We start from the raw sequence: 12,260 nt of genomic DNA, 5'->3' as shown, positions 1-12,260 counted from the left end.
CAGCGGTGCGAGGGGCACCCTCATGGCGCGGCGTAACCTGCGAGCCGTCGCACTCGGGGCGCGGCGTAGCCTGCGAGCCGTCGCACTCGGGGCGGCTCTCGCCCTCTCCGTCGCGATGAGCGGCTGCGCTGCCACGGCGTCTCCCTCTGTAGCGATCGGCGAAGACACGGTCGTTGTCGATGTGCGCACCCCCGCGGAGTACGCCGAGGGCCATCTCGACGGCGCCATCAACATCGACCTTCAATCCCCGGAATTCGACACGACCATCTCGGAGCTCGATCCCGAGGATGAGTACGTCGTCTACTGCCAGTCCGGCAACCGATCCGCGCAGGCGGTCGCCGCGATGGAAGCCGCGGGACTCGAGGTGCAGGACGCGGGCGGGATCTCTGAGGCCGCAGAGGCCACCGGTCTCCCCGTCATCCGATGACGTCTGCCCCCGCTACTCACGGCTCGGAATGAAAGGACCACAATGACCACCCTCACTGTCACCGGCGACAACCTCCGAGACACCATCAGCCGCACCGACATCGTGATCTTGGACTTCTGGGCGGCATGGTGCGGCCCCTGCCGCGCCTTCGCGCCCGTCTTCGAGAAGGCGTCCGACACACACTCGGATATCACCTTCGGCAAGGTCGATACCGAATCGGAACGAGAACTCGCCGCCGGCTTTCAGATTCGGTCCATCCCCACGCTGATGGTGTTCCGGGGCGGTATCGGTGTCTTCTCTCAGCCCGGAGCGCTCAATGATGCGCAACTCGAGCAGGTCATCACCTCTGTCCGCGCATTGGACATGGCAGAGGTGAGAGAGCAGCTCCGTCGCCGATCCGAGTCTGCGCACGCACCGTCATGAGAGACTCTTCGGCCGCTGACGCCGCCTTCGTCGCTGCGGTGAGCTGGCGGAGATACCCCGCGGGGTAGCCCGAGCGTACCGTCGCGCGAGTCGCACCATCGGCGGCGTTCCGAGGCCTCGGTTCAGTGCCCGGATTCTCGGGCGAGAGATCAGTTGATGTAGGTTCCCGGTCAAGGTGGCGGAGAACTCGGGGATTCCACGCTAATTGGCAGCAGTTTCGTCAGCAGGATTCCGCGCGAAATGGCAGATCCCTACATAAGAGTAGGAAGTCCACTTAGACTTGACGTCCGCCGCCGCCGTCCGATCGCCCGCGCGATCATCCTCCCGTGCTGGGGATGAACGCGCGGTTCATGACTGGTATCCGAGCACCGTGGTCATGCCGGTCTCGGCGTGGTAGATGTTGTGGCAGTGCGCGACCCACTGGCCGGGGTTGTCGGCGTCGAAGTCGACTGTCAGGGTCTGGCCCGGGAGGATGATGGAGGTGTCCTTCCGGGGGCCGCCGTTCGCGTGCTGGTAGGTGTGGCCGTGCAGGTGGAACGGATGCCACATCTCGGTGTCATTGCGGATCCGCAACTGCACCCGCTCCCCCATACTGACCGCGTGCGCGTCCCGCAACGGGTCGTTCATGTCGAACCGGCGCCCATTGATCCCCCAGTCGTACGCCTCCATCCCCCCGGTCAGCGCGAGGTGCACGACCCGGTCGGGGGATGCCTGGTGCAGGGTGACGGAGGCGGTCGCGCTCAGTCCGGCAGCGGTGCCGACCCTGCCGGTGCCGAGCTCGGCGACGGGGACGTCGCTGGCCGGAGCCGTGCCAGCGGCGGTGCGAACGAGCGCGAACGCGCGATCCTGCTTGCCTTCCGCGTCGGCGACGACAGGGAACACCCCATCGTCCAGGGTGACCTGCAGGTCGTAGCGTTCGCCCATCCCGATCAGGACACTGTCGACCTCGACAGGATCCACCGGGAACCCGTCGGTGTGGGTGATCGTCAGGGTGTGGCCGCCGATCGCGAACCGGAACGCGGTGTCGCTGCCGGCGTTGATGACACGGATCCGCACCCGGGCACCAGGAGTGCCGGTGAATTGGGCGGGGTCGGCTTTGGGTTTGCCGTTGATGAGGTACTGCGGGTAGTAGACGTCGCCGGCGTCGCCGCCGAGCAGCTCGGAGGTGGCGCCCATCAGCAGGTTCCCCATCCGCATGAACATGTCGCCCATCCCGCCCATGTCTCCCATGCCCTTCGAGAGGTCGGTGAGGACCTGGTCCGGGGTGGCGGTGACGCCGTCGAGCCAGTCGTCGAGGATCAGCACCCATTCGTCGTCCCACGTCACCTTCTCGACCGGGTCGTCGATGATGAGCGCACCGTAGAGGCCGTGGTCCAGTTGCGGGCCGACGTGGGGGTGGAACCAGTAGGTGCCCGGATGCGGGGTGACGAACTCGTATGCGAACTGTCCGCCCGGGGCGATGGGGGCTTGGGTTACCGGAGGGACCCCATCCATGTCGTTGCGGAGGGCGAGTCCGTGCCAGTGCACGGAGGTGTCCGCGTCGAGCTGGTTGCGGACGGTCGCTTTCAGCGTGTCGCCTGCGGTGAGCCGGATTACCGGGGCGGGGATACCTCCGAACGCCCAGGTGCCGGCGGCGGTACCGGCCAGGTCGAGCGTGGTGGGGGCGGCGGTGAGGTCGACGGTGGTGACTCGGCCGGTGCCGCCGCGGTTCTTCTCCGTGCCGGACACCGCTGCGCCGGTGGGTGTCACCCATTGCGGCGCGGGGGTGCAGGAGGCGAGCACGGCTGCCGCGACGGCGCCCAGTCCGAGTCCGAGCACACCTCGTCGGGTCAGCAGCATCGGGGAGGACGGTGTGGGAGAGAGCGGACGGTCAGGCATGTTCGGGCTCCTTCTGCATGGTCGTCGCAGCGGGCGCCTGGGCGGGCAGGCGGAGCCGCTTGAGGAGGAGGGCGTTGACGGCGACGATCACGGAGGAACCGGACATCGACAGGGCGGCGATCTCCGGGGACAGCATGATCCCGAACGCCGGATAGAACACGCCAGCGGCGATGGGGAGGGCGGCGGCGTTGTATCCGATGGCCCAGCCCAGGTTCTGCCGCATCTTTCGCAGTGTGCCCTTGCCGATCTTGAGTGCGATCGCAACATCGAGCGGGTCCGAGCGCATCAGGACCACGTCGGCGGTCTCGATGGCGACGTCGGTGCCGGCGCCGATCGCGATGCCGAGGTCGGCCTGGGCGAGGGCGGGGGCGTCGTTGACGCCGTCGCCGACCATCGCGACCTTCTTGCCCGTCTTCTGCAGCTCGGCGACCTTCGCGGACTTGTCCTCGGGGAGCACATCCGCGATCACGGTGTCGATGCCGAGGAGAGCGGCGATCCGGTCGGCGGTGGGCTTGTTGTCCCCGGTGAGCATTGCGACCTCGACGCCCTGCTCGTGGAGAGCGTCGATCGCGGTCTTTGCGGTGTCCCGGGGTGCGTCGGCGAGACCGATGATCCCGGCGACTTGCCCGTCCACGGCGAACAGGATCGCGGTGCGGCCGGACCCAGCCAGGTCCTGCTGAGCGGCCTGCACCCCGCTGATGTCGATCCCCTCCCCGGTGAGAAGGCGCGGGTTGCCGAGGACGACCTGTCGACCGTCGACGGTGGCGATCGCGCCCTGCCCGGTGACGTTTCGGAACGCGGTCGCGGTGCGACGGGGGATGTCGCGGGCGTCGGCGTAATTCACGATCGCTTTCGCCAGAGGATGCTCGGATTCCCGCTCCAACGCGACCGCGAGGGAGAGAGTCTCGAGCTCGTCGCCGCCGACGGGGATGTAGTCGGTGACCTCCGGCTCCCCCTTGGTGAGGGTGCCGGTCTTGTCGAACACGACCGTGTCGATGTGGGCGGCGGTTTCGATCCCGGAGGCGTTCTTGAACAACACGCCCCGTTTCGCGCCGAGCCCGGTGCCGACCATGATCGCCGTCGGGGTGGCGAGGCCGAGCGCGTCGGGGCAGGTGATGACGACGACGGTGATAGCGAACAGGATCGCCATCGGGATTGCAGCGCCGGCGAGCAGCCACACCAGGAAGGTGAGGGTGCCGCCGATCAGGGCGACCAGGACGAGCCAGAACGCTGCCCGGTCGGCGAGGCGCTGCCCGGGGGCTTTGGAGTTCTGCGCCTCCTGCACGAGCTTCACGATCTGCGCCAACGCCGTGTCCGAGCCGACTTTGGTGGCTGTGACGCGGAGGGTGCCGACGGTGTTCACGGTCGCTCCGATCACCTCCGACCCGGGCGCTTTGTCCACCGGCATGGACTCGCCGGTGACCATCGACTCGTCCACCTCGGACTCTCCGGATTCCACGACACCGTCGGTGGGGATCTTGGCCCCCGGCCGCACCAGCATCAGATCCCCCGGGACGACCTCGCTGGTGGGGATCTCGACCTCCTGCCCGTCACGGATCACGACCGCCTGCGAGGGTGCGAGCTCCAGGAGGGTGCGGATGGCGTCGTTCGCGCCGCCGCGGGCGCGCATCTCCACCCAATGCCCCAGCAGCACGAAGGTGGCAAGCACCGTGGCGGCTTCGTAGAACACTTCACCGCCGCCGGTGAGGGTGACCGCGAGGGAGTACAGCCAGCCGGCGCCGACACCGACTGCGACGAGCACCATCATGTCGAGGGTCTTCGCGCGCAGCGCCCGGTAGGCGCCGTCGAAGAAGATCCACGCCGAGTAGAAGATCACCGGCAGCGACAGGATCAGCATGAACACGTCATCGCGCAGCCCGAACGGTGCCGGCACCTCGAATCCGATCACCTCCCGCCCGATCGGAGACCACAGGGTGATCGGGATCGACAGGATCAGCGCGACCAGGAACCGGTTGCGCATGTCGCGGATCATCGCGTCCATCGACATCCCGCCGTGATGCCCACCGTGGCCCATCATCTCCTGCGCACTGTGACCCGACGCTGCACCATGATCGTGCCCACCCGCGGCCGCGGTGTGACCGGCGTGCTCGACGTGGTGACCGGCATGCTCACCGTCATCCGCCGTCGCCGACGGGGCGTGCGTGTGGTCGTGGCCAGCGGCGTGGTCGTGGACGGGGTCGTCGTGATAGCCCGCAGGACCCTTATGGCCCGCGTGGCTGGCGTGACCCGTGGCATCCGTGTGGGGGTCTGTCCGTTCCTTTGTGTATGGGGCTTCGGCTTAGTTGATTCCTAGGCGGTCGCCGTAGGTGATGGACAGGGTATTCAGGATAGCTTTCCAGCCGGCGATCTGCCCGGTCGGGTTCGTGCGATTCGGGCGCCGCTCGAGCACCGTCAGGTAGAGCACCTTCATCGCCGCCTGCTCGTTGGGGAAGTGCCCGCGGCGTCTCGTGGCCTGCCGGAACCTGGCATTGAGCGACTCGATCCCATTGGTCGTATAGATGAGGCGTCTGATCTCCGGCGGGAACTTCAGGAACGGCACGAACTCGCCCCACGCGTTCTCCCACATCTGGATCATCGCCGGATACAGGCTCCGCCATTGCTCGGCGAACTCCGCGAATCTCGCCTCGGCCGCTGCGATGGTCGGAGCGGTATAGACCTCGCGGAGCTGCCTGGTGATCTTGGACCAGTACTTCTTCGACGCGTATCGAAGTGAGTTCCGCACGAGATGCACGACACACTGCTGCACCGTTGCGAGGGGCCAGATCGCGGTGATCGCATCGGGGAGGCCTTTGAGTCCGTCGCAGCAGACGATGCAGACATCGGCGACACCACGGTTGCGCAGCTCCGTGAGCATGTTCATCCACTGCTTCGCGCCCTCCCCGCCGGTCGGTCCCATCCACAACCCGAGAACGTCACGGTGACCCTCGAGATCGATGCCGACAGCGACGTAGACAGGCCGGTTGGCGACCTGCCCGTCGCGGACCTTGATCACGAGCGCGTCGATCAGAACCACGGGATAGACGACGTCCAGCGGACGGGCTTGCCATTCCTGCATGTCGCCGAGCACCTTGTCGGTCACCGTCGACACCAGATCACGAGAGACGTCTGATCCGTAGAGATCGGAGAGGTGCTTGGCGATATCGCCGGTGGTCATGCCCTTCGCATACAGCGAGATCACCGCCTCGTCGAACCCCGCGATCCGGCGCTGATGCTTGGGCACCACCACCGGCGCGAACGTGCCCGCCCGGTCCCTCGGGACCTGGATCGTGAGATCGCCGATCTCGGTCCGCACCGTCTTCGGCGTGGATCCGTTCCGACTGTTCGGCGTCTGCTTCCCGACCCGGTCGCCCGGGTCGTAGCCGAGGTGCTCGGTCAGCTCCGCCTCCAACGCGGACTGCAGTACCTGCCGGGTCAGCCCCGTCAGCAGCCCGTCCGGGCCAGTCAGCTCGATCCCTTGACCACGAGCGGCGGCCACGAGTTGCTCCGCGACCGCAGTGACATCCGGCGGCGCAGGAAGGATCTCCCCGGTCCGCAGATCGACGGTCTCGGATTGCTCAGTTGGTGTCTTCAATTCAGTGTTCATGACGTGATTCATCTTCCCGGACGACCGAAGCCGAACCGATCACGCCGAACCCCTCACACACAAACTTTCCGACAGACCCGGACCCGGCCCGCGGTTCCCCGGCGCTGGGGGCAGGGGGCGTCTGGGTCGCCGCAGCGGCCGCGGCCGCCGGGGTTGGGTCGGCGTATTGGGACGACTCCTGGCACACCACCCTCGGCCGGGACAGCACCTTCATCCCTCCGCACCTGCTGCTGTATGCGTCGATCCTCACCGTCGGGGTCGTGATCGCCGGCTGGGGGTGGCGGCGGCTGGCCGCGACACGATCCGTGGCCGCCGTGTTCCGCACTCCCGGGTTCGCCCTCGCGGTCGCTGCGGCGGTCGCGACCGCGGCGGCCGCGCCCGCCGACGCGTTCTGGCACACCGCGTTCGGGCGTGACGCGGTGCTCTGGTCGCCCCCGCACCTGCTGTCGGTGATCGGCACCCTGTGCGTGCTGATCGGCCTGCTCACCGGCACCGACCGGCACGTGCCCGCCCCGCCGCGGATCGCCCTGGCCGCAGGCGGCTGGGGGCGGCGCTGATCATCGTGATGGAATACGACACCGACGTGCCCCAGTTCACCGAGACCCTGTACCTGCCGCTGCTGCTGGCGACCACGCTCGGCGCGGCATGGGTGATCACCACCCTGGTCCCCGGCCGCACCCGCCTTGTCCTCGTCGTCGCCGTGTACCTGGTGTTCCGGGTGGTGCTGTGGGTGCTGCTCACCACCTCTGGGTGGCTCGCCCCCGACCTGCCGGTCGCGGTGGCCGGGCTCTTCCTGCTGGCCCTGCCCGTCCCCCGGTGGCGGTGGCCGGTGGCCGCCCTCGCCGTGACCACCCTGCAACTGCTGGCCTCCGGGACCGGGATCAGCAGCGTCCCACCCACCCCCGTCGCCTGGTCCGCCGTCGGCACCACCACGGTGATCATCGTCAGCATGATCGCCCTCACCGTGCGGCCGGGGACTCGCCTCCGATCCGGCGGCGCGGCCGCGGCCCTCACCCTTCTGCTGGTCGCCCTCGCCCCGCCCCCACCCGCGCAGGCGCACGACCCCGGCCAGGGCACCGCCTACGGCACCGCACAGATGACCGTCACCGGCGACGGCACCGGGCAGCTGACCGTCACCATCACCGGCATCCGCCTCACCGACGACACCGACCTCACCCCGTCCCGTCTGGTCGCCCGCCGCACCGGAGAGGACCTCACCGCGCCGCTGCGCGCACAACCCGGCACCCCGCCTCCCGGTACCTTCACCGGGGAACTGGCACTGCCGTCACCGGGGCTGTGGTTCGTGTACGCCCAGTTCGCCACCGGCGAACGCACCCTCGAGGTGTGGGTGCCCGTCGATCAGCAACTCACCGGCCCGCAGAGCCAGCAGCGCAACCTCTACCAGCCCGTCACCGCCCTCACCCCGTCACCGGGGCAGATCATCCTCGGCGCCGTGCTCCTCGCCGTCTCGACGGCACTCACGGTCGCCGCGGCCGTCACCGTCGCCCGCCGCCGACGCGTCCTCCCTCCCGCGACCACCTGACCACGGCGAGGTCACCGCGCCCCGTTGCGGGCGGGCGGGCGATCTCGGCCTCCGGCAACCGAAACGGTCGGGCACGATGAGCTGGGCACCCCTGGCATCCGCCTGCTGTGCTGCCGGAGGGCGCGGACGTGACTCGACGCGGCAACGGCGACCACAACGGCGGCGGTTCTTCGGTTCGTGGGGTTATTCGGTGACGTTGATGATCATGGTCAGGCCGCCAGCGCCGTCGGTTTCGACGTTGTTGTTGGTGGTGTGGTGGTTGATGTGGCAGTGGATGAGCCACTGGCCGGGCTCGAGCGCGTTCCAGAGCACGTCGTAGCGTTGTCCCGGCCCGACGTTGATCGTGTCGGCCTGGAACTGCTGCGCCGTGGTGAGGGCCGCCCCGTCGCGGGCGACGACGGTGAACGGGCCGCCGTGGATGTGCATCGGGTGGATGTCGTTGGTGTTCGAGCCGATGAACCGCACCCGGAGGGTCTCCCCCACCTTCATGTCGATGGTCTCGGTGGCCGGGTACGCCTTCCCGTTGATGGTGAAGTAGTTCGGCATGCCCCCTTCCATCGGCATCGCCGGATAGGTCAGCCCCTCCCGGGACAGCCACTCCTGCAGCTGGATCGTGTACTCGCGATCGGCAGGCGGCTGCAGGCCAGGGTCGGCGGGGTCGATGATCAGCGCCCCGTACAGGCCGAGGGCCTGCTGCCGGTCGGCGTGATCGTGGGAGTGGTAGAAGAACGTGCCCCACTGCTTCACCGTGTACTCGTACCGGTAGGTGTCGCCGGGTTGGATGGGATCCTGGGTGATCCCGGCGGGCCCGTCCATCTCGTTGGGCACGTCCAGGCCGTGCCAGTGCACGGTCGTGGACTCGTCGAGCTCGTTGGTCACGTCGATGCGGATCCGGTCGCCCTGGGTGACCTGCAGCCGAGGCCCCGGGATCTGCCCGTTGTACGCGTACGCGTCGACGGTGACGCCGGGGAGGATCTCCCAGCGGATCTGCGACACGGTCAGCTCGAACACCCTCACCCCGTCCTCGACGCGGGCAGGTTCCAGCACCTCATCACCGCGGGTGTCCACGTCGTACGCGGCGGTCGCGGCCCGCGGGTCGACGGCGGCCATGTCCCGCATCGCCTCGGCGGGGGTGTCACGGGTCATGATCATCCCGGGCGGCATGATCAGCCCACCGACGTCGTGCGCGCTGAGAGTCATGTTGACGGCGTTCGCGGGGGCGACCATCCCGACCACGAGCGCGATCGCGGAGAACGCGCCGACCACGGTCAGCTGCGGCACGGTCACCGCTCCGGCGCCAGAAGGCTGGTGCGCCTCATGCCCCGACCCCGGCGACGACGCACCGCCCGCCGCCTGGTCGTGGCCGGCGTGCGCCTCCGGCCGCGGGCTGTGCTGCGCGTGCGCGTCATGCTCCTGGGGGTGGGTGGCGGGCTGGGGGCGGACGGTCATCAGACCGTGCTTGAGGCCCTTCTTCACCATCCACACGTTCACGGGGTAAGCGAGCACGAAACCGACCGCGATCCCGAAACTCATCACCGCCCAGAACAGCAACTCGGTGGGCAGCATGGCCCGCATGTCGCGGCCCATCATCAGCAGCGACATCACCGGCGCCATGCCCGCCATCATCAAGTTCATGCTGATGAACTCGGGCAGGAACGAGCGGCGCACGTTCTGCCAGTAGCTGCCGCCCATCATGTTCTTCATGAACAGGGCCTGGAACACGAACAACCCGAACGCGAACCCGGCGGCGTACTCGATGATCAGATCCAGCCACATCGGCAGGCCCAGCGACGCGACGACGACGGCGGCGACGATGATGCCGGTGGCATCGCCCGCGACGCAGTGGATGGTCGAGCCGATGCCCTGCTTCCACAGCGGCCGGGTGAACTCCTCATGCTCTCCCGGCCGTGGCTCCTTGTCCGCGAGCACATACAGCAGCGCCCCGATCGGCCCCAGGTAGAGGGTGACCAGGATGAAGCCCCACTTCATCACCGCCGGCTCCGGGTTGTGACGGAACTGGTCCACCCCGACCCAGATCGTGCTGATCGCGACCAGCACGAACCAGGCGACCAGGAAATAGTCGATCGGTTGAATCAACCTCGCCCGCCTCTCCCTCGCACACGACTCCCCCACACCTTATACCCCCTATAGGTATTCTTTCAATCGGCGCCGCCTCGGGTGCCGACGGGTGCACGTGCCCGGTGGGGCGAACCTGACGCAGCCGAGACGATCGCGGCGGAGTTCAGCGACCCGTGCCGTCCTCAACGGCGCCGCCGAAGAAGTCCGCACCGGCAGACTCGACCCCGACGGCGTCACGGCGATCCTGCTGCCCGCCTTGACCGACACCACGGCACCCCGAGGGCACTGATCCTTCCGCTCAGGAGACGGACGTCGTTCGCCGATAATCGAGAACGACGTGCCGGTGGACGCGATGTGGCTGCTCTGTCGGCGAAGGCGTGGAAGGCCTGCGGCCGGGCGAGATCCGGGAGACGCAAAGGTCGGATTGGTACAGTGAGGGACTATGCCCCGCGACCCCCGATCCCGGCCCGACCGGGTCATCGCGGCGGGGTGGTGGTCGGGGCGGCTGCTGACCATCCTGGGCCTGGCACTTGTGCTCATCATCGGCGGCTGGACCACCTCCCACACCACGGCTGACGCGCACGCCGACACCAGTGCGGGCTCCCCCGTCGCGACCGGCTCTACCCCAGACTCGGGGGCACCGGTGGAGGGCCGGACGGCGTCGTCCTCTGCGGGGGTGTCCGTCGATGCGTCCGGGGCGTGGGGGTGCCTGATCGGGGTGGTGTGCACGCTGCTGGTACTGGCGGCCGTGACGGCTTCCCGGCTCCAGGGCCGGCTGCGGATACTGCGGGTATCCCGTCCGGTGCGCGCGCCGCTGCTGGTGCCGGTGCCCGTGTCGCGGCGTCCGGCCGCGCCCTCACTGCTGCTGTTGTCGATTTCCCGAACCTGAGATCCGGCATGCCGCCCACCCATGGGCGGCGTCTTCCCGCCCGCCCGTGTGCGGGCGCTGTGTGATGCCGATTTCTAGGTTTGGAGAATGTCTTGACGACCCGTATCACGGCGGCCCCCTTCGCCGGTCCGGTGCCGACGGCTGCGGCCGGTCACCGCCGCCCACCCGGCCCCGCTCGGCCCCGTCCGGCCCCGTCCCGCCGCGGCGCCGGCGCGATCATCCTCCGTCCATTCCCGCCCCGGCCCTCTTCTGCGGGGAGGGGGTGGTGATGCGGTCGGGGTTGACGCATCGGCGGGCGATCATCGTCGGGGCCGGGCAGGCCGGGCTCGCGGTGGCCGCCGCGCTGATCGGGTTGGGGTTCCGGCCGCAGCAGGAGTTCGTGGTCGTCGACGCCGCCACGGACCGGCAACGCAGTTGGGCGTCCCGGTGGCATTCGATGCGGCTGCTATCCGACGCCCGCCACAGCACGCTGCCAGTCCGGCCTCTACCGGTGGACCCGCACGAGCACCCGCGGGCGGATGAGATCGCGAACTACCTGGACCAGGTGCAGCACACCCTGGGGGTGGACCCGTTCTGGGGGTTGCGTGTGGTCGGGGTGGAACGCGTCGGTCACGGGTCGGTGCTGCAGCTGCAGACCGCAGAGGGCGACGTGCAGACCCGCAACGTGGTGTGCGCGACCGGCGCCGCCACCCACCCCCGCATCCCTGCGTGGGCGCAGCAGCTGCGGGTGCCCGGGGTGGTGCTGCACAGCGCCCACTACCAATTCCCCCGGCAGGTGCCCACCGGGCGGGTGCTGATCGTCGGCGGCGGAAACAGCGGCGTGCAGCTGGCGCGAGAGCTATCCACCTCCCACGAGGTCACCCTCGCGGTCCGCACCCGGCGCCCGCACCGACCCGCCCGTACCTTCCCCGTCCACGCCCGGGCAGGCTCGTCCTGGCTGGGTCGCCCACCCGCCGTGCAGCCGGTGTTCGGCGACAGCTACCATGCGCTGCGTCACGCGGGTGTGGCGGTCGCCCCGGCGGTGACCGGCGCGGACGGCGGGCAGGTCACGTTCGCCGATGGCAGCACCCTCGCCCCGGACTCGGTAATCCTCGCCACCGGGTACGACCCCGGCGAGGACTGGCTCCCCGCCGAGGCGACCGCAGCCCGGTCCCGCCCGGCGATGACCGGGCTGCCGGGCTTGTTCGTCGCCGGGATCCCCGCCCACAGCCGCCCCGGAGCGGACACCCTCGCCGGGGTGTCCCGGGACGCCGCCGTAATCGCCCGCACCATCGCGGACCGGCCATGACCGCCACCCCGACGACCCTCCAGGACCCGCACGGACGCCCCCAACCCACCCCGCCGAACCGCCGCGCCCGGGCGGTGATGCCATTGGCGATGGCGTTGCCGGTCGCGGCAGCCGCGGCGGTGCTGATGG

General features: G+C 69.1%; 11 protein-coding genes. 7 read left to right on the top strand and 4 right to left on the bottom strand.

What is annotated here, in order from left to right; genetic code table 11:
- Positions 1–22: 22 nt before the first annotated feature.
- Together KY497_RS03850 and trxA are read left to right on the top strand one after the other, a co-directional pair.
- Positions 23–427 carry a rhodanese-like domain-containing protein gene (locus KY497_RS03850; RefSeq protein ID WP_219869860.1) on the top strand — a complete coding sequence of 135 codons (405 nt, stop codon included), beginning with the start codon at positions 23–25 and terminating at the stop codon, positions 425–427.
- A gap of 42 nt (positions 428–469) precedes the next feature.
- On the top strand, positions 470–850 hold the full coding sequence (gene trxA, locus KY497_RS03845; protein WP_219869859.1) for a thioredoxin: 381 nt from the start codon (positions 470–472) through the stop codon (positions 848–850).
- Positions 851–1,198: 348 nt separating this feature from the next.
- Here the strand turns inward: trxA and KY497_RS03840 are convergent, their stop codons facing one another.
- Positions 1,199–2,728 (bottom strand): multicopper oxidase family protein, encoded by a 1,530-nt coding sequence (locus KY497_RS03840; RefSeq protein WP_219869858.1) that lies wholly within the window; start codon positions 2,726–2,728, stop codon positions 1,199–1,201.
- Positions 2,721–4,766 carry a cation-translocating P-type ATPase gene (locus KY497_RS03835; protein WP_258185858.1) on the bottom strand — a complete coding sequence of 682 codons (2,046 nt, stop codon included), beginning with the start codon at positions 4,764–4,766 and terminating at the stop codon, positions 2,721–2,723. The genes KY497_RS03840 and KY497_RS03835 overlap by 8 nt, the downstream gene beginning before the upstream one ends.
- 30 nt (positions 4,767–4,796) lie before the next feature.
- Here KY497_RS03835 and KY497_RS03830 point away from each other — a divergent pair, with 30 nt between their 5' ends.
- Positions 4,797–5,042: a hypothetical protein gene (locus KY497_RS03830; protein ID WP_219869857.1), complete on the top strand. Its 246-nt coding sequence runs from the start codon at positions 4,797–4,799 to the stop codon at positions 5,040–5,042.
- On the opposite strand, the gene KY497_RS03825 is transcribed toward KY497_RS03830, so the two are convergent.
- Positions 5,028–6,332 (bottom strand): IS256 family transposase, encoded by a 1,305-nt coding sequence (locus KY497_RS03825; RefSeq protein ID WP_219869856.1) that lies wholly within the window; start codon positions 6,330–6,332, stop codon positions 5,028–5,030. The genes KY497_RS03830 and KY497_RS03825 overlap by 15 nt on opposite strands.
- Before the next feature lie 260 nt (positions 6,333–6,592).
- On the opposite strand from KY497_RS03825, the gene KY497_RS03820 reads away from it, so the two are divergent.
- A complete protein-coding gene (locus tag KY497_RS03820; RefSeq protein ID WP_219869855.1) occupies positions 6,593–6,889 on the top strand; it encodes a hypothetical protein in 297 nt (98 codons plus the stop codon).
- Positions 6,890–6,897: 8 nt separating this feature from the next.
- On the top strand, positions 6,898–7,875 hold the full coding sequence (locus KY497_RS03815; protein WP_219869854.1) for a hypothetical protein: 978 nt from the start codon (positions 6,898–6,900) through the stop codon (positions 7,873–7,875).
- A gap of 183 nt (positions 7,876–8,058) precedes the next feature.
- Here the strand turns inward: KY497_RS03815 and KY497_RS03810 are convergent, their stop codons facing one another.
- Positions 8,059–9,972, bottom strand: coding sequence for a DUF4396 domain-containing protein (locus KY497_RS03810; protein WP_060960784.1), 1,914 nt, complete (start codon positions 9,970–9,972; stop codon positions 8,059–8,061).
- Positions 9,973–10,396: 424 nt separating this feature from the next.
- Here KY497_RS03810 and KY497_RS03805 point away from each other — a divergent pair, with 424 nt between their 5' ends.
- Positions 10,397–10,843 carry a hypothetical protein gene (locus tag KY497_RS03805; protein WP_036286063.1) on the top strand — a complete coding sequence of 149 codons (447 nt, stop codon included), beginning with the start codon at positions 10,397–10,399 and terminating at the stop codon, positions 10,841–10,843.
- A gap of 268 nt (positions 10,844–11,111) precedes the next feature.
- On the top strand, positions 11,112–12,131 hold the full coding sequence (locus KY497_RS03800; RefSeq protein ID WP_060960843.1) for an NAD(P)/FAD-dependent oxidoreductase: 1,020 nt from the start codon (positions 11,112–11,114) through the stop codon (positions 12,129–12,131).
- The last annotated feature ends 129 nt before the right edge of the window (positions 12,132–12,260 follow it).

The organism is Microbacterium sp. PAMC22086, from assembly GCF_019443525.1.
Taxonomy (GTDB): Bacteria; Actinomycetota; Actinomycetes; order Actinomycetales; family Microbacteriaceae; genus Microbacterium; species Microbacterium maritypicum.
Note: the sequence above shows the minus strand (reverse complement) of the source record. Positions and strands in the feature narration are given on the sequence as shown.